The sequence below is a fragment of the Bradyrhizobium sp. SZCCT0153 genome, assembly GCF_018129995.1.
GTDB lineage: Bacteria > Pseudomonadota > Alphaproteobacteria > Rhizobiales > Xanthobacteraceae > Bradyrhizobium > Bradyrhizobium japonicum_G.
The window spans coordinates 529,949-546,361 of sequence record NZ_JAFCKS010000005.1; the positions used below are offsets into that span (position 1 = coordinate 529,949).

General features: G+C 59.7%; 22 protein-coding genes, 2 tRNA genes and 1 pseudogene. 12 read left to right on the plus strand and 13 right to left on the minus strand.

Annotated elements, in window-relative coordinates; all coding sequences use genetic code 11:
* Nucleotides 1-4: 4 nt before the first annotated feature.
* The 4 genes from JQ572_RS23945 to JQ572_RS23960 form a co-directional block, all read right to left on the minus strand.
* The gene (locus JQ572_RS23945; RefSeq protein ID WP_211385269.1) at nt 5-355 is read right to left on the minus strand and encodes a hypothetical protein; all 351 of its coding nucleotides are present in this window, start codon (nt 353-355) and stop codon (nt 5-7) included.
* Between the two features lie 126 nt (nt 356-481).
* Nucleotides 482-1,570 (minus strand): recombinase RecA, encoded by a 1,089-nt coding sequence (gene recA, locus JQ572_RS23950; RefSeq protein WP_211385270.1) that lies wholly within the window; start codon nt 1,568-1,570, stop codon nt 482-484.
* Nucleotides 1,571-2,059: 489 nt separating this feature from the next.
* Nucleotides 2,060-2,500 (minus strand): type II toxin-antitoxin system PemK/MazF family toxin, encoded by a 441-nt coding sequence (locus JQ572_RS23955; RefSeq protein WP_211385271.1) that lies wholly within the window; start codon nt 2,498-2,500, stop codon nt 2,060-2,062.
* A 95-nt stretch (nt 2,501-2,595) separates the two neighbouring features.
* On the minus strand, nt 2,596-3,357 hold the full coding sequence (locus tag JQ572_RS23960; protein ID WP_211385272.1) for a hypothetical protein: 762 nt from the start codon (nt 3,355-3,357) through the stop codon (nt 2,596-2,598).
* Between the two features lie 255 nt (nt 3,358-3,612).
* On the opposite strand from JQ572_RS23960, the gene JQ572_RS23965 reads away from it, so the two are divergent.
* The 3 genes from JQ572_RS23965 (at nt 3,613) to JQ572_RS23975 (ending at nt 5,945) form a co-directional block, all read left to right on the plus strand.
* Nucleotides 3,613-3,684: transfer RNA gene (locus tag JQ572_RS23965), tRNA-Val, on the plus strand.
* A gap of 162 nt (nt 3,685-3,846) precedes the next feature.
* Nucleotides 3,847-4,749, plus strand: a complete 903-nt coding sequence (locus JQ572_RS23970; RefSeq protein WP_211385273.1) for a transposase — start codon at nt 3,847-3,849, stop codon at nt 4,747-4,749.
* Between the two features lie 833 nt (nt 4,750-5,582).
* Complete coding sequence (locus JQ572_RS23975) at nt 5,583-5,945, plus strand: hypothetical protein (protein WP_211385274.1); 363 nt, start codon at nt 5,583-5,585, stop codon at nt 5,943-5,945.
* Between the two features lie 313 nt (nt 5,946-6,258).
* On the opposite strand, the gene JQ572_RS23980 is transcribed toward JQ572_RS23975, so the two are convergent.
* Nucleotides 6,259-6,453: a hypothetical protein gene (locus JQ572_RS23980; RefSeq protein WP_211385275.1), complete on the minus strand. Its 195-nt coding sequence runs from the start codon at nt 6,451-6,453 to the stop codon at nt 6,259-6,261.
* A 109-nt stretch (nt 6,454-6,562) separates the two neighbouring features.
* Here JQ572_RS23980 and JQ572_RS23985 point away from each other — a divergent pair.
* Nucleotides 6,563-7,427: pseudogene (locus JQ572_RS23985) on the plus strand (IS1 family transposase).
* 83 nt (nt 7,428-7,510) lie between these two features.
* On the opposite strand, the gene JQ572_RS23990 reads toward JQ572_RS23985, so the two are convergent.
* Nucleotides 7,511-7,610, minus strand: a tRNA-Leu gene (locus JQ572_RS23990).
* Nucleotides 7,611-7,646: 36 nt separating this feature from the next.
* Entirely contained in the window at nt 7,647-8,069 is a 423-nt protein-coding gene (locus JQ572_RS23995) for a hypothetical protein (protein ID WP_211385276.1), read from the minus strand.
* Between the two features lie 1,678 nt (nt 8,070-9,747).
* Here JQ572_RS23995 and JQ572_RS24000 point away from each other — a divergent pair.
* Complete coding sequence (locus tag JQ572_RS24000; protein ID WP_211385277.1) at nt 9,748-9,942, plus strand: hypothetical protein; 195 nt, start codon at nt 9,748-9,750, stop codon at nt 9,940-9,942.
* Nucleotides 9,943-10,131: 189 nt separating this feature from the next.
* On the plus strand, nt 10,132-10,299 hold the full coding sequence (locus tag JQ572_RS24005; protein WP_211385278.1) for a hypothetical protein: 168 nt from the start codon (nt 10,132-10,134) through the stop codon (nt 10,297-10,299).
* Between the two features lie 808 nt (nt 10,300-11,107).
* On the opposite strand, the gene JQ572_RS24010 is transcribed toward JQ572_RS24005, so the two are convergent.
* On the minus strand, nt 11,108-11,365 hold the full coding sequence (locus JQ572_RS24010) for a DUF2798 domain-containing protein (RefSeq protein ID WP_211385279.1): 258 nt from the start codon (nt 11,363-11,365) through the stop codon (nt 11,108-11,110).
* Nucleotides 11,366-11,678: 313 nt separating this feature from the next.
* Here JQ572_RS24010 and JQ572_RS24015 point away from each other — a divergent pair, with 313 nt between their 5' ends.
* Both JQ572_RS24015 and JQ572_RS24020 read left to right on the plus strand, forming a co-directional pair.
* A complete protein-coding gene (locus tag JQ572_RS24015; protein ID WP_211385280.1) occupies nt 11,679-11,882 on the plus strand; it encodes a hypothetical protein in 204 nt (67 codons plus the stop codon).
* 148 nt (nt 11,883-12,030) lie between these two features.
* The gene (locus JQ572_RS24020) at nt 12,031-12,264 is read left to right on the plus strand and encodes a DUF6894 family protein (RefSeq protein WP_211385281.1); all 234 of its coding nucleotides are present in this window, start codon (nt 12,031-12,033) and stop codon (nt 12,262-12,264) included.
* Nucleotides 12,265-12,271: 7 nt separating this feature from the next.
* On the opposite strand, the gene JQ572_RS24025 is transcribed toward JQ572_RS24020, so the two are convergent.
* Both JQ572_RS24025 and JQ572_RS24030 read right to left on the minus strand, forming a co-directional pair.
* Nucleotides 12,272-12,514: a hypothetical protein gene (locus JQ572_RS24025; RefSeq protein WP_211385282.1), complete on the minus strand. Its 243-nt coding sequence runs from the start codon at nt 12,512-12,514 to the stop codon at nt 12,272-12,274.
* A 108-nt stretch (nt 12,515-12,622) separates the two neighbouring features.
* Entirely contained in the window at nt 12,623-12,913 is a 291-nt protein-coding gene (locus JQ572_RS24030) for a hypothetical protein (protein ID WP_211385283.1), read from the minus strand.
* Nucleotides 12,914-13,289: 376 nt separating this feature from the next.
* On the opposite strand from JQ572_RS24030, the gene JQ572_RS24035 reads away from it, so the two are divergent.
* On the plus strand, nt 13,290-13,754 hold the full coding sequence (locus JQ572_RS24035) for a PaaI family thioesterase (protein ID WP_211385284.1): 465 nt from the start codon (nt 13,290-13,292) through the stop codon (nt 13,752-13,754).
* A 116-nt stretch (nt 13,755-13,870) separates the two neighbouring features.
* On the opposite strand, the gene JQ572_RS24040 is transcribed toward JQ572_RS24035, so the two are convergent.
* A complete protein-coding gene (locus JQ572_RS24040) occupies nt 13,871-14,164 on the minus strand; it encodes an HdeA/HdeB family chaperone (RefSeq protein ID WP_211385285.1) in 294 nt (97 codons plus the stop codon).
* Nucleotides 14,165-14,346: 182 nt separating this feature from the next.
* Between JQ572_RS24040 and JQ572_RS24045 the strand changes: the two genes are divergently transcribed.
* On the plus strand, nt 14,347-14,589 hold the full coding sequence (locus JQ572_RS24045) for a PilZ domain-containing protein (RefSeq protein WP_211385286.1): 243 nt from the start codon (nt 14,347-14,349) through the stop codon (nt 14,587-14,589).
* A 194-nt stretch (nt 14,590-14,783) separates the two neighbouring features.
* Here the strand turns inward: JQ572_RS24045 and JQ572_RS24050 are convergent, their stop codons facing one another.
* On the minus strand, nt 14,784-14,960 hold the full coding sequence (locus JQ572_RS24050; RefSeq protein ID WP_211385287.1) for a hypothetical protein: 177 nt from the start codon (nt 14,958-14,960) through the stop codon (nt 14,784-14,786).
* Between the two features lie 168 nt (nt 14,961-15,128).
* Here JQ572_RS24050 and JQ572_RS24055 point away from each other — a divergent pair, with 168 nt between their 5' ends.
* Together JQ572_RS24055 and JQ572_RS24060 are read left to right on the plus strand one after the other, a co-directional pair.
* The gene (locus JQ572_RS24055) at nt 15,129-15,533 is read left to right on the plus strand and encodes a hypothetical protein (protein ID WP_211385288.1); all 405 of its coding nucleotides are present in this window, start codon (nt 15,129-15,131) and stop codon (nt 15,531-15,533) included.
* 107 nt (nt 15,534-15,640) lie between these two features.
* The gene (locus JQ572_RS24060; RefSeq protein ID WP_211385289.1) at nt 15,641-15,970 is read left to right on the plus strand and encodes a hypothetical protein; all 330 of its coding nucleotides are present in this window, start codon (nt 15,641-15,643) and stop codon (nt 15,968-15,970) included.
* A 78-nt stretch (nt 15,971-16,048) separates the two neighbouring features.
* Here the strand turns inward: JQ572_RS24060 and JQ572_RS24065 are convergent, their stop codons facing one another.
* Entirely contained in the window at nt 16,049-16,405 is a 357-nt protein-coding gene (locus tag JQ572_RS24065) for a carboxymuconolactone decarboxylase family protein (RefSeq protein WP_211385290.1), read from the minus strand.
* Nucleotides 16,406-16,413 lie beyond the last annotated feature (8 nt).

Sequence of the window (16,413 nt, forward strand, 5' to 3'; positions counted from 1 at the left end):
CAATCTAGCCGTCCGGCCAACGCATCAGACTTCCCGATCGTGCCACAAGGCTCTGGCAATGGGTGCTCGCGACGGTGAGCGCCCAGGCTTGGGATTTATCGATGTTGCCCTGCAGATCAGCGAGCGCGCGCGCCTGCCAGTGTGCCCTTTCGCGTCCGAGCGGCAAGGCTTCAGTCTCCGAAACAATTCCCACAAAGGGCAAGATATCGGGATCATCTTCGAGGCGAGCCTTGAAGCTGTGCCTTGCAATTGCCCTGGCACCTTCCACCGGGGACACGCTTCCGGAAAGTATGCCTTTCGCCATCTCAATAATGATCTGGCGAGCAGCAATGACCTCGGATTGATTCCAACTCACGGCGATCCAGGGCTCACTAACTGATCCGGGTATCTCTTGTATCATAAAACGAAACGGGCCCCGAAGACGTCGGCAACTCAACGTCCTCAGCGCCCGCTCCTCGCGAAAAACTCTTCGCGTTAAAGCTTACTCGTCCGCCGGCTCGTCGCCGTCGGCGTCACGCTCGGGGGTGCCGGCCAGAATCTGCTCGGCGATCAGGCCGGAGTTCTGGCGGATCGAGGTCTCGATCTTGGCGGTGATGTCGGGGTTGGCCTTCAGGAACGCCTTGGAGTTCTCGCGGCCCTGGCCGAGACGCTGGCTGTCATAGGAGAACCAGGCGCCGGATTTCTCGACGATGCCGGCCTTGACGCCGAGATCGAGGATCTCGCCCATCTTGGAGACGCCCTCGCCGTACATGATGTCGAATTCGACCTGCTTGAACGGCGGCGCCAGCTTGTTCTTCACCACCTTGACGCGCGTGGTGTTGCCGACCACCTCGTCGCGCTCCTTGATCGCGCCGATGCGGCGGATGTCGAGGCGGACGGAGGCATAGAACTTCAGCGCGTTGCCGCCGGTCGTGGTCTCGGGCGAGCCGTACATCACACCGATCTTCATGCGGATCTGGTTGATGAAGATCACCATGGTGTTGGACTTGTTGATCGAGGCCGTCAGCTTGCGCAGCGCCTGGCTCATCAACCGCGCTTGAAGACCCGGCAGCGCATCGCCCATCTCGCCCTCGAGCTCGGCCTTCGGCACCAGCGCCGCGACCGAATCGACCACCAGAACGTCCACCGCACCCGAGCGCACCAGCGTGTCGCAGATTTCCAGCGCCTGTTCGCCCGTGTCGGGCTGCGAGATCAGAAGCTCGTCGATGTTGACCCCGAGCTTGCGGGCATAGACCGGGTCGAGCGCGTGCTCGGCGTCGATGAAGGCGCAGATGCCGCCCTTCTTCTGCGCTTCCGCCACCGTGTGCAGCGCCAGCGTGGTCTTGCCCGAGGATTCCGGCCCGTAGATTTCCACGACGCGCCCCTTCGGCAGGCCGCCGATCCCGAGCGCGATATCAAGTCCGAGCGAGCCCGAGGAGACCGCCTCGACGTCCATCGAGCGGTCGTTCTTGCCGAGCTTCATCACCGAGCCCTTGCCGAACTGCCGCTCGATCTGGGAGAGCGCGGCGGCCAGAGCTTTACTCTTGTCCATGGAGGATCCTTCGACGATACGCAGGGCAGTGGTGGACATTGGGTCGTGCTCCTTATGGCGAGGATTCGCGTGAGGGACAAAACAATTGGCGCGGCGGCTCGTCGATAAAGGCAATGTACCCCATTTGTTCTAAGTTCGCAATATGTTCTTTTGTGAATCTGGGCGCTGGCCTGTTTCCGACCTCAGTGGCCTAGTTTGATTTTGGGAGTGGCCTGATTTGAAAATCGGTATTCGGGTGTTCTATGTAAGTCACACAGAGGCGGTTACCTCGCCGGGGTAACTTTGCAGGTACCTGCAATTCGCTGTGTTGAATGGTGCAGTCTATTGCAATAGACTAACAGGCCACCAGAACGACCAAAGGGGTCCCCTTGCGAGGACCCCTTGGCTAAGTAGCTCCCAATGGGAAACGGACACCCTCTCGGGGCCGCGAGTGACTATCTAACTACTATTTCTATGGATTAGTTGCAAGGAAAATCAAAACGTTCATCGAAAACGTGATCGCTATGGAATACCAAACTTAACAAGTTCCTATTCAGGTAATTTAGGCAACCATTTCAATAGTAGGGCCAATATAGGATTGAATTCGCTCTCAGGAAGACGACGAATGCCAGATTTATCAGGGGTGAGCCTGCTCACAGCAACAGTAGTTGGTTTGTCGCAGATGACCCAAGACGACTGGCCATCGACCGTCGTTCCAAGCTCCACAGCCCAAGGGTTCCCCCGCTGAGGCTGGGAGGAACATGGCAGCACCGTAACCGCTCCGGTCAGTATATTCTTATAAGATACTATCAAAACAGGCCGAGTCTTCCAAAACTCTGGCAAATGCGCATCTTCCGGAAAGTCACACCAGAAAAGCTGCCGAATCGACGGGGCGCTCTTTACTCGCGGCGGGACGCGCCTCGGCTTTTCCTCGACCTCGACTTCAGCAACAACCGTTACCGTCTCTTTTAGCTCGTAAACCTTCTTCATAGGGCTAGCAGTCTCTTGGGCCTGACAAGTTGCCAAGCTTACTAAGCGACCCTTAACGAGAAACTAAACAAGTAAGGTCGCGTTAGGAAGCTCAACTAACTGGGCGGTGAATCCTTATATATCAACTTAAAGCTGCCTTCCAAAAGTTGAAGCCACAGCTTTCGATCGGTCTCCGGCCAAATTTCGCCAGACTTGGGCAGGCGCGCCAGAAGTCCAGCAATGATGGGATCTATGGGAGGCTGCCCCCCACCGCCTCCCCCATTGCCTCCGCCTCCCAAGTCCTCATCTCGCTTTGCAGAACGCTCCTCTTGAGGAGACAGCCCCGGCTTGACAAAGCGCCCCGTGGAAATGTCGATGAACCCGGCATAGGTCGCGGACTTTACGAACGTTTGGCGCGCTCGTTCCTTCTGCTTAGGCGAGATTCCCATTTGCTCCATCTGACGTTCAATCGCGGCAGCGGGGGGCAGCGTATGCCCCTTGTTCTGCTCGTACATCCGATTGAACAACTCTGGATTCAAAAAGGCTTGTACCCGGGCGCTGCGCTCATTGCCGGTACCGGTCAACGCGTCTCGACCAAGCTGAGTGATGCTCGCTCGCCCTTGGCCAGTATCAATGAGGCCAAACATTTTTGCCGCAGAAATTCGCGTCCGGAACGTGCCTCCGGTCGCGCTCTGATTCATCCAAGCGGCAAGCTCTCCTTGGTCGCACGCTGCGGGGCCGACCCTTGTAAACAAGGTCTGCGCAAGCTCCACGCAGCCCTCTAGGTCAGCATAGGGAAAGCTCAATTCCGAACGAAAGCGCTTCGTCTCTTCCGCCGTCTCAGGTCCGGCCGCAGCCGCATTGTCACTGTCTGCCATTGGGCACCTCCTGCCCGAACTTGGGCTCTTAGCTGACCTTATATGGCGCAACTCGCAGACAATGTCAATTTTTTTCGCGACCTTGTTGCGTTGACAACTTTTCTCGTATATCGTCTTGTCAATCGGAGGCGAGACATGACAACAGCTTGAGCCCCTTGAAACGCTGGCCGAGTCTCAAGGGGCTTGGAAAAAGGAAGGGCCGCTGCGCTACCCCTCGAAAAGGAACGCAACGGCCCTGCAATCGGCTTCAAGTTCTCAGGGTTCGTCTAGAGGTAGGACGCCCGCCCTTACAAGTAGGAAACGTCGGTCCGAATCCGGCACCCTGAACTTCAATCGAGTGGGACCGACCGCGTTGGCGCGCTGCCGATCCCTAGCTACCAACCCCGGGATTGAGCCCCGAAGCGATAACCAAACTGGAATATACGCCTTGGCGGGCGTGATTTCTAGAGTCGCGGACGGGCCAATTCCTCAACAGAGGATTGAGCCCTCATGAACGTACTTTCCCGCGAAAAGCAGATTGAAGTCATTGCCGCCCTCTGTGAAGGCGTCGGCATCCGCACCGCTTCCCGTCTCACTGGCGTCAACCGTGGCACTGTCGCGAACCTGGCCCTCCGCGTTGGCCTTGGCTGCATGGAGCTGCACGATCGCATCATGGTTGGCGTGCGCACCGAGCGCCTTGAGCTGGACGAGCTTTGGAGCTTCGTCGGCAAGAAGCAAAAGAACGTCCAGCGTCACGAAATCAACGCCAAGGGCGATCAGTACGTTTTCATCGGCATGGCCGGGACGCAGAAGGCAATCATTAGTTGGGGCGTTGGCAAGCGGAATGCCGAAAGCACTATGGACTTTCTGCACGATCTCCGCAGCCGCGTCATTGGTCAGCCGGAAATATCAACGGACGGCTTCCATCCCTACCGCGTAGCGATCCGCGACGCCTTCGGCCCGAACGCTTCGCATGGCGTGATCGTAAAGACCTACAGCGTGACCAACCTCGCCAAGGATGCTGTCACCCGCTACAGCCCCGCTCAGGTAGTAGCGGTAAGTCGTGAGGTAGTATCAGGCGCCCCCGAGCAGTACGTTTCAACCAGCTACGTCGAGCGCCAGAACCTTTCGCTGCGCATGGCGTCGCGCCGGTTCACCCGGTTGACGAACGGCTTTAGCAAGAAGCTGGACAACCACGTTGCCGCCGTTGCGCTGTACGTCGCTCACTACAACCTGTGCCGTACCCATGAAGCCCTGCGCACGACGCCAGCGAAGGCGCTGGGGCTTGCTGATAAGGCTTGGACCGTTGCGCAGCTTGTGGATGCCGCGCTTGCTGTGGCTCCTGCGCTGCCCACTGAGACCCCTCCCGATCGGCGCCGGAAGTTCACGGTAATCGAGGGCGGGAAAAACTGAGCAGAGCGCGAATCATCCCGATTCGATTCGAAGACGCCAAAGAAATAGCGGGCAAAGGCCACAAAACCTCTTGCCCCCTATCTAGGGGAAATATGCACAGCCAACTACTATCCGTAGAAATCGCTGTGCAACGACTTGTATTACAACCCTTTTGCAGGCCAAAAGCTGGTGCTCTGGAGCCACAATCCGTGGCCCGATTTCCGCTTGTCAACAGCATTTTCATTGACACTACGGGAAAAAAGCGACCAAATACGCCCGTTAAGGTCCTGTTAACCTTCCAGACTCATAACTAGCTAATTGTCAAGCGTTGACAATCGACTTTCGTTATGGGTAGCGCGAGGCTAGGAACGGGTCCGTAGTGTTCGCGTTAAGCCGCATCATATTACCAGAACTCTGGAGTTATTGAGGGAATAATGGCCCCGCTGTCCGCACCAGCTGAGGTGAATTTGATCTACAGAAATGTAGGAAAAACTCACGTTTTCACAGCGCTGGAATTGCCGGGCTTCCATATCGGAAGCTCGCAGCTTGCGCATGTCTTTCAACAGGCCACCGCTGCTCTGAATGAGCACGTCTCTAAACTGTGCAAGTGCGAGGCAAAATACAAACTCGACTATTCCTACGAGGGATTCTTGGCTCAAATCGAGAGCCATACTGGGCCCGTCGTTACCGCTCGCCGCGCGTCCACTGGAGAAATGGCGTCTCACCATTGACTTTTAATAAAATGGTCACTTAGCTGACCTTTAGCGCGAAGTTGGTGATTCTGATTAAGCCGTCTCGTGTGTGCGAGGCGGCTTTTTACTTGGTGTGTTTTTTCTTGAATTAGGAAGTGGACCATGTCCTTGAATGGGGACCAACCTACCCCTTATCAGGATGTTGTATGGGGCTCCGGATTGCCGGAGGCTCCGCTCACTGACACGCCTGTGACCTTCAAGCGGTTCCAGTTGGTCATGAATAGCGCGGGCTTCTTCCTTTGCAAGCTCGACCATGGCAGCTGTATTTGCCACTGGGAGAATACAAAGACCCACACAATGATCACGACCCTGATGCCGGACTTTCGATCGGTCGGGTACGATGAGCTTGTGTACGAGATGGCTTATGTTTTGGATCTCCTCCCCAAACTGGCCGGGCGCGGAACGCCAGATGAGGGCCATAACCTCGTCGCCACCCTGCGATCTCACAATAACAAGCCTTACTAGGCTCACTGGCCTACTTTGAAATCCCGAGTGGCCTATTTCGGCCAGTACCTGAATCTGGGTGCTGGCCTGTTTTAACACCTAGTGGCCTAAGTTGAATTTCGCAGTGGCCTGTTTTCGTTCGCGAACTGCCACAACCTGTTCATGCGTGTTTAGGATTAACTCGTTATGGGTGTAGCGAATAAGGGCCGTGGCGTTCCGTCAGAAGAACACCCTTAGTTGTGGCATGTTTCTGATACCGAAGGCCAAGGCGTGAATAAGAAATCAAGTTACAGCTTGGATCGAGATTCATTGGTTCCAAAACAGTAAGGCCACCTCAGTTGGCGGCATCTTCGTCTGGTCCCGTCATGCCGCGCGCAGCAACTCCCTTTAAGGAGACAGCCCGCCGCTTCGCTTTGCGGAGGAAGAGTTCAAAATAGGAAGCCAAGTCCTCATAACTTTCTTCTGAAAGGGTGCTGGGGAATGTCAGCGTCACGGGCCCCTCTTCGAGATTGAACACCTCTTGAAGCATTCCGGGCTTGGCTTCTAAGGCTGCGGCTTTAGCGGCCTCGATGGCGCGGCGGCAATGACTTCAATCTGCTTTTCGCGGGGAAGTACGTTCATGAGGGCCGAATCCTCGGTTGAGGGACCTTTGTGAGGGCGTCGGCATCCGTACCGCCTCCCGCCTTACCGGCGTCAACCGCGGCACCGTCGCGAACCTGGCCCTGCCTGTCGGCATGGGCTGCATGGAATTGCACGACCGCATCATGGTTGGCGTGCGCACCGAGCGCCTTGAGCTTGACGAGATGTGGAGCTTCGTCGGCAAGAAGCAAAAGAACGTCCAGCGCCATGAGATCAACGCCAAGGGCGATCAGTACGTTTTCATCGGCATGGCCGGAACGCAGAAGGCGATCATTAGCTGGGGCGTCGGCAAGCGAAATACCGATAGCACCATGGACTTCCTGCACGATCTCCGCCAGCGCGTGATCGGCCAGCCGGAAATCTCAACGGATGGCTTTCACCCGTACCGCATGGCGATCCGCGACGCCTTTGGCCCGAACGCCTCGCATGGCGTGATTGTAAAGACCTACGGCGTCACGCATCTGGCAAAGGAAGCGCAGGGCCGCTACTCCCCGGCCGCCGTAGTAGCCGTAAGCCGTGACGTAGTATCGGGCGATCCGGATCAATACGTCTCAACGTCCTACGTTGAGCGCCAGAACCTTTCGCTTCGCATGGCTTCGCGCCGGTTCACCCGGCTCACCAACGGCTTTAGCAAGAAGCTGGACAACCACGTTGCAGCCGTCGCGCTGTACGTCACTCACTACAATCTGTGCCGCATACACGAGGCGCTGCGCACGACGCCAGCGAAGGCGCTGGGGCTTGCTGACAAGGCTTGGAGCATTCCAGCTTGTGGACGCCGCGCTCGCTGTGGCTCCTGCGCTGCCCACTGAGACCCCGCCAGATCGGCGCCGGAAGTTCATGGTAATTCAGGGCGGGAAAACGTAAACCAATCCACGCACCCGCAAAGAATCGGCGATGTGAATTATTGACCCCAGCCCTCAAGAGCCTATCTTGAGGGCTGGAGAAATTGGCGGAGGCGGCAGGATTCGAACCCGCGGGGGCCAGACTTTCAGGGAAGGCCCCGCCGGATTTTGAGTCCGGAGCATTAAACCACTCTGCCACGCCTCCGTGAGGGCCAGATCATCTAACGATGACTGGCCTTCATTATTTACCGGTCTGCACCGGAATCCATGTCTCTCCTGCTTTCATGATCGCGCCTCGCCGCTTAAGGCGATGAAGCGAGGTTCTGACGGTGCGCTCGTGAACGTTGCCGCCAAGCGCCTTGACGATATCGGTGCCGCGAAGCCCTGGCTGCAGGCGGATGACGCCAAGCACCTTTGCTTGATCCGAGCCTTCGCGGGGCTCTGAGCTGCCGTCAAAAAAATCAGGATCGTGAGCGCTTTCCTCGGCGCCTTCAGGCTCATCCGTTATCGCGTCTTCATCGTGCTGTAGAAGAAACTGCGCCATCTCGCGCTGCAGCTTCTCTGCTCGCTCGCGCACTTTGGCCCATGTGTCATCGACGCCGCGCTGATAGGCTGCGGCCTCGATCTCGGAAATGAATGCATCCAGCTTGGAGCGGTCGTTCATCAGGTTGAACCTCGTGATGAAGCGAACCTATGGTTCCGAATGTATCATTACAAGGGCCGGGCCGAAGATAAGGCGGGAAAAGAATTGTGGGGGAAAAATCGTCTGGAATGTTGATTCCACCTTGACTCGGGAATGAGCTAGTAATTCGTAATGATCCCCAGTTGATTCGAGTTGATACAATATAGTAAGTATCACTTACGTTTCCTCGGTGGCCTATTTTGGAATCCCAAGTGGCCTATTTCGGCCAGTGCCTGAATTTGGGCGCTGGCCTGTTTCGACCCTCAGTGGCCTGATCTGAATTTGGGAGTGGCCTGATTTGACTGTGTGACCATTGTCACTGTGAGGGGACCCGTCGACCAGCATAGTCCGCTCACATCATACGGCGCAAAGTCGCCATGGCTCGGAGCAGGACAAATGACCAGCAATCATCGCGAGCTTACCACGGAAGAAATGGACGTCGTCACTGGCGCTGGTCTTCTCGACATGCTGCATAGAATTAGAGAAAAGTTGGGATCAGCCTCACAGCTACCGACCAGCGCTTCTTCCAGCCCCCCAAGCGGCAGCACCGCCCATAGCGCTCAGTAAGGGCCGCCTCAGTTGGCGGCCTCTTTCATTCGTGTTCGGGATCGAGGCCCTTGCCAAGCCTGGCCTGAAAGCCGCGGCGGCCTGTTTCGATCAGAGCAACTTTTAGGTGTATCGAAAAGCGGAACGGTGCTGGTTGGCGCTGTGGGTGAGCAATTTTGCTCAGACCCCAGAACAGAGATGTGCAATTCTACCCGCCCATGGGAACGTCCGAGGTCAAACGACCAGCCCGGTCCTGCGAGGTTTGCACCCGCGCCATGACCCATATCAGTACGCTGGGGGCCTCGGGATTGCGCCGCAAGGTCTCCGTCTTCCGATGCGAACATTGCCTGCGGATAGAGGTCGAGAAGGAGTAAGGCTGCCTCGGTTGGCGGTCGGCCGGTACCTGAGTTCAGGTACGAACCTGGCTCTGCCCCAGGGGCCCTGGTTTGAAATTGGCAGTGGCTCATTTTGCAATTGAATTGAATCGCTTGCTGCGCGCATAGCGCGTACTGTCGCCCATCACCGCCTCACCATCGGCATCTATCGGTGACTGAGAGTATTGCGCTCCCGCCTCCTTCACGGAGAGCACCTTGACGCGCACCAAACCCCACCGACCCAAGCTTTCACTTGTGAGCCGCCTCATGCTCGAGGCAAATCGCCTCAAGGACGAGGCGCATAAGCTTCCTCACGGCCCCCTGGCGGATGCCATGATCCGGAAAGCGCGCCAGACCGAAACGGCGATGCAAGTGGATCAGTGGCTTTCATCACCGGGTCTGCAGGCTCCGAGGTAGCAACACCGACGCCCCTCCAACTCGAAGGAGCCAGTGCCCCTGCCTGGTGACCCGCCCCTGCGGATGTTCCGAATCAGGAACATTGAACCTCGGCCTGGTCCGTGTAGACTAATCTTTACCGGGGTTTTGCATCATCCCCCTCGGGGCTGGTAAGCCGCCGCCTGCGCTTCATTTAAGCAGGCGGCGTTTTAGTTTCCGATAAACGAAAAGGCCCCCGTGCGGGGCTGGCTGGGCGCTCACCTGTTTTCCGACCTCAGCGGCCTGGTTTGATTTTGGGGCGGCCTAACCTGGATTAATGACGCGCTTCCCCGGATTTGGAATCATTGCCGAACACAACGCCGAACATAACGGCTCCGTGGTCCGGCATGGGAAAAAGAGAAGCACCCAATATTGATCTCTCCCGGAAACCTCCAAGTGAGGGCGATACCCCCCGCACCGAGGAAGCCCGGCAGGTGGTCCAGGAGCAAATCGATCAGCAGCGCGCCATCCTGGAGAAGCTGCGCCGCAAGCTGAATTGAGGCCGCCTCGCTTGGCGGCCTCTTTCGTTTCACGGAGCACCCTGGAGATCTCCGCCCCTCCTGGAAGCTGACGCGCATCAAAGACGGATGGTGCGGACGCCGGCAGAATTCCGTAATCTTGTGGCACCGAACCTTTTCGCGGTCTTCCGCCTTCTCCGGAATGGGACCGCAACTCTGGGAATCTCAGTCATGACGGAAAACGCGCACCACGTCGCGAGCAGGCGCAATCCCCTCCTGGAGGCGGCGCAGGAGGAGATGATCAAGTTCGAGCGCAAGGAAAACGAGTTCCGCAAGAAGGACCGCCTGGAGCGCGCCGCCGAGCTCCGTTTGCCGCTGGACTCCATCAACGTTCATTAAGGCCGCGAACGGGCGCAGCCGACCGAGGCGCGTCGGCAGGCAGCCCCAGCATCTGCTCCACGTGGAGTGCCGTCGCAGCCGGGCTGCGCGCCATTATGGTATCCACTACCACAATTAAGCCATTGATCCCTCAATGGCATTTCGTCGGCGCCTACTGTGCATGGGGTTGTTTTCGATCTTTTGAAGAAGATGGCGTCGTCGAACGGCCTCTCACCACCGGCGTGCCGATCAGGCCGGCTCCGACGGCGCCGCCTCAGGCCATCCGTACTGAGGAAGAAGATGCGTGCATCGCTAGAGTAGCGCCAGCAGCACGATGCCGATCACCAGCACGACAAAGCCAGCCGCCGTCGCGGCGGCAAACGACCGCTCTACGTTGTCCATGATGCCACCCCGTTGCCGGCGCGCCACGTTCCCCCATGGCTGCACCGGACGGTGCGAAATCTCGCCTGCCCTTGTGTCCTGAGTTGTGCGAACGGATGTCGAAATTGGGACCGGTGCGGGGCCAGTCTGCGGCCTGGCGGCCCCGTTCTCGCGGCCATCGTCAGGCGCGCGTAAGCCTCGCCTCCTAGTCTGGGCGTGCCCGGTGGACCAACACCGGGTCTCCATGCCCCAGTCGAAAACCCCGCTCCCCCCGGGCGGGGTTTTCTATTTGCGAGACGGGCGAACACGCCGGCCCGGATTCCGTTCGTGGCCTTGTCAGGCTGTCGTAAGCTGAGCCGGCTAGGGTCGTGCGGCTATGGTGTTGCAGCCCAGCACCTCAGCCTCCAACAACCTTCTCCCCCGCTTGGCTCTCCCAAGCGGGGTTTTTTCACGCCGGCCGGCCGGCTTGCGAGTCCGCCTCCTCCCGCGTCAGCCACAGCGAGAAGGCACGAATTGCCGGCGCCGCGAGCAGCACGATCGGCAGCATCGCAGCCCATGCGATCAGCCACGACACCATCCAGTGCGCGAGGAAGACCAGCGCGTTCCCGGCCGGCAAGCTGGCGATGCCCGCCGCGATCAGCGAGGTCAGGCCGGACTGGATGATTCCGAAGACGAAATGAGAGTAGCGACGGGGGATGCCCAGCATGACGCGCCCATGTTGCTTGCCGTCACCGGGGGCAAGCAAGCCACATGCCGTCGCTTCCCCCCGCCCCCGTAGTGACCGCCCAGGAACTCTGTTCTTGGTCGGAGAACCACGGGCACCAGATCCTGCACCAGGTCTTGCTCCATGTCGCGCCGATGGCTGTTCTTTCGAGATTCGATTTCGCTTGTTTCAAAGCGCGGGCGTTTTCGAGATAGCCGTGAATTCTCCGAGGCTTACCGACCGATTTTACTTGTCTCCGGAATATTATGCCGGCCAGCATGTTTGCAGTGATGGAAGTGAATCGTGGGAGAAGGCCATGAATCACAGGGGCGTTGAATTCACCGTCGCCAAGACGGCCATTCCCGGAATCTGGCAATGGCAGTTCCGCATCGGCGAGCAGGTCAAGACCGGCAGGACCGAGACCAGGATCGACCTCCTGGCGATCCGGCGGGTGCAGCTGCGCATCGATCGGGAGCTGAAGGCGATCGGACGCAAAGACGGCTTGGTCAACACGGTCTGAATCGGCCGCACCGGGATCGACGGCGGCACGACGCGTCATAAGGGCATTCCGTAGCCGCCCGGAATTGATCTGCCGATGGTTTGGGATTGGACTGCGTCTGGTCATGGCCGTGGGGACGGAGGGCCATCACGCGCGATCGGTGTCAGCCATGCCGCTCTACTTCTTTCGAATCCGGAACGGCCGTTATTCCGGCTGCGCCGACCAGGCGTCGGAATTTGCCGATCGCGACCTGGCCTGGAAGGAGATGACCAGCGTCTGCGCCGACATGGCCGCCGGCATCGCCCGCAAGCTCCAGGAAAATTCCGAATGGCACATGGAGCTGCTGGACGAGGCCAAGGAGCCCGTGTTCCGGATCCGCATCACCGCGGAAACCTTCGATTAGGGCCACCCTAATCCGCGCTGGGCAGCCGCCGCATCGTGAATTCGATGTCGCCGCCGGGCAGCTCGCGCCAGGTCTCGACTGCGCTCATATAGCCGGCCTTGGGGTAGCGGGCGAAGAAAGCCTCGGCCCTTTCCCGCGCCGCCGGGCGCGGCAGCGTGAAGGTCTCGCGCAGATAGCCGTCGCCGGCCGCTTCGCCCGGCTTGCGCCTGCGCGCCATCCGCTCGGCGAGATCCCGCGGACGTTCGGCCATGTCCTGCCCTCCTCTACGCACATAACGCTCCCGGAGGATGTAGGAAGCGAGCCGCCCAAGAGGAGTCCCCGATCGAAGGCGTCAGCCGCCTCCGATCGGACAGAGAGGTCAATTGGCAGCGGTGCCGGATTTCTTCTTCGGCGCGCTAGTTGCGGCCGACGCCTTCGCCGCCGGCTGCTTCGGCGGATCGGAGCGCATGCCACCCCAGGGATCGTTGGACGCCTTGGAGTCCGGGATCTTCTTCAGCGTTTCCTTGTAGGCCTTGTCGCGCTCGGCTTCCGCGGCCTTCTCCTCGGGGGACTTGCTCGGACCGTCCTGCATCAAATTGATATTGGGCATTTGCGCATAGGCCGGTCCCGCCAGCACCACCAGCACCGCGGCCATACGGAAAAGCTTCATCATTGACTCCTTGATCATCCATAGAGGGCGGATCGCCCGCGCCTTGTCATCGTTGTCACGGCCGGATCGCGACCGCTCGGCCCGCTAGAGCCGGTCCGATCTGCACGATTTCGGCGCGTGCAGCCAGTCGTCCCAGATCGGGCCGCACCTGGTGCACCCGTTCAGCGCCAGGCCGAGCGCGGCCAGACAAAATACCAGGACATACCGACGCAACATCATCCACCCATACCCGGTCCGTGGCATCATATCGGGCGAAGTCGGGCATTTTCAAGCCGAAGGGACCGGCGGAGGGACCGGCGGCAGACCGGGTGACTCTGCCGTGCCAATCCGCGCAAGATGGCCGAAACATCCGGCAACACGGGAGGGAACGACAGCAATGCCATCGCAGCCAGAAGCCGAGTTCGGCATCACTGAGGCCCGACGCATACTCGGCGAGGTCTTTGCACCCTGGGTCCAGGATCTCAACCTCTCGGTCGAGCGCATCGAGCACGTGCCGCCGCCGGACGTGCCGGACTGGCAGCCGGCCGCGCTTCTGCGCATGCCGTTCTCGGAGCGGCTGTGCCGCAACGGCGGCGTGGTCTGCGGCCAGGCGCTGATGGCGCTCGCCGACACTGCGATGGTGATCGCGAACCTCGCCGCCAACCGCGGCTATCGTCCGATGACGACGGTCGACCAGACCACGCATTTCATGCGCGCCGTCTCCTCCGCGGACGTGCTGGCCGACGCCCGCGTGGTACGGCTCGGACGCACCATGAGCTTCGGCCGCGTCACCCTGCTCTCGGCCACCGACAACAAGCCGGTGGCGATGGTGTCGAGCGCGTTCGCGATGCTGCCGGGCTGAGCATCATCCGAAACGAAAAAGCCGCGGAGCGCAAGGCTGACCGCGGCTTTCGACGGTGTCATGACGCGACGGGAAACGCGATTGCGGTCGCGCTTCGCACCGCCGCGCGCGAGAAATTACTTGCCGAGCACTTCGTCGGCTGCCGTCACGATGCTGACGTTCGGGTTCTTGCCGCAATAGGTCCCGAACTGCTTGGCGTTCTCGACGAACACGTCGGTGTCGATGATCGCGTTTTCCTCGTCGCCCTTGTACCAGCCGTCCATCCAGGTCAGCACCATCTTGATGGTGTCGTCCCCGCTCTCGAGGAACTGCTTGCAGCTCATGGTCGCGAGATCGAGCTTGGTGGCCTGAGCGGGCACGGACGACAGCGAGAGCGCCGCGGCGAACAGAAGCGAAAGCGTGGTCTTCATCAATATCTCCATCGGCGCGCAGCGCCATAAAGGAAAGTTCCTGGCGAAAGTCGGAGGAGCAGATCTCCGCTTCAACGTCGTAAACGAAATCTGAAGCGCAGTGCAAGTAGCCCCAGTATTGAGTTTAGTTCAACGTAATTTCCATGCACTATTTTCACAAAGGTCATTATGGATCAACGCGGATGATCGAGAAGCGTACAGCGCAGCGCTACCGTGTTTTCAAGGGTGGAACGATCGCCTTTGAAAACAGCGGCATCGCGTGCACGGTGCGAAACATGTCGGCAGGCGGTGCGGCGATCGACCTCGATGGCCCGGTCACATTGCCGCAATCGTTCACGCTCGCGATCACGCGCGACAATTTCGAGCGGAATTGCCGGACCGTTTGGCGCAGCGACAGGCGCGTCGGCCTCGCCTTCGTGGAATAACGCGCACGATGTGAATGATCGTTCGCATCGCATCCATATCACGTTGATGATTGCTTGATGGCGACGACGCCGGCGCAGCTCACACCGGCTTGCCGGTGCCGCAGTCGGCACAGCCGACTCGCCAATGCCCGTCTCGGTTACTTCGGCTTCCTGGCAGGTTCAGCCGGACGCGCCCCGCTCCACGGGTCGTATTTTTACTTGGACTCGGGGATGCGCTCGAGTGCGGCCTTGTAGGCTTTCTCGTCGACCTTGGGCGTGTTGTCCACCTTCTGGCGGCCCTCGTTGGGCTGGCGTCTGCCGCCGCCCATCTGCGCCTGCGCCGAGGCAACCGCCAGCGCCGGCACGGCGGCCGCCAAGACCAAAATCCTCATTGACGCAATCCCCTTCGTCCGGGGTACAAGCTAGCCGGCAATCGTGGAATAGCCAATGCCGCGGGCTCCAGGTCTTCAGGAGATCTTGGCTTCAGCAAATGTTGATCGGCCGGGACTTCGCCGGATCGCATTCGTGCCTATCTGTTGGCCCGCAGGGGACCTTCACGGATGTTGCGGATCATTGCTCTTGCGGCGCTGCTCGCCGGCTCGCTCACGCTTGGTGCCTGCGGCTTCGCCGACAGCCGCGCGCCGGTGCCCGAGTTCATGCGCATGAAGGAAGCCGAGCAGCAGCCGCCCGAACCGCCCCCCGACGTCAAGCGCGTGGTGCGCGAACAGATCGAATTCGTCTTCCTCAACACGTCCTATCCGCGCGAGGTGCATGTCGCCTCGCCCCATCGTGAGGTGCGGGGACCGGGCTGGACCGCCTGCGTTCGCGCGCAGCTCACCTCCGCGACCGGCTCGTCGCTCGGCGCCCAGACCTACGTCGTGACAATCACCGGCGGAAAGGTGGTTGATCGCCGGCGCGCGGAAGCTGACGACATCTGCGGGTCGGAAAGCTACGAGCCGATCTAGCAACAATCCAGGCTGACAGCGACCGGGTTCCGGGAAAAACCTGTAATTCGGCCGGAACGATCGCCGCCTCGCCTTCTTGTCCCGCCGAGGGCAGTTTCGAGGAGGACATGATGAGGACATTCACGATTGCATTGCTGGCTGGCGTCGGGGCTTTGGCCACGGCGAGCGGCGCGAAGGCCGCCGACATCTACACGAGCAGCGAATACACCAGCCCCGATCTCGTCCAGCAAGTGCGGCTGGTCTGCGACGATGCCGGCAACTGCTATCGCACCCGGGGCGGTGCGCGCGTGATCGTGCGCGACTCCTATGCCACCATGCCGCGCGATCACTACTATGAGCGCCGCACCTATCGCGACTGGGATGATGGTCCGCGTGCCGGCATCGGCATCCGGGCGCCCGGCGTCAGCGTTGGCGTCGGTGTCGGCGATCGCTGGTAGTCGATGAAGCCATGACAGGCGGGACCGGACGAGACCACTCGTCCGGTCCCGTTATCATGTTGGATGGGATCACCGCCGTCAGGCGGCGACCGATTGCTGCTGAAACTGCTCGTAGGCCGCGATCGCATCGGCGGCGTACATCAGCGACGGTCCGCCGCCCATATAGACGGCCATGCCGAGCGCCTCCTCGACCTCCTGGCGCGTCGCGCCGAGCTTGACGAGTGCTTCGGTGTGAAAGCCGATACATCCGTCGCAATGCGCGGCGACACCGAGCGCCAGCGCGATCAACTCCTTGGTCTTCTTGTCCAGCGCGCCGTCGTGCGTGGCGGCATGGGCGAGCGCGGAAAATCCCTTCATGGTGTTGGGAATGTCGCTCCGCAGCTTGCGCAGATTGGCGGAAATATTCCTGGTGATATCGACGTAGTTCTTGTCCATCGAACCCT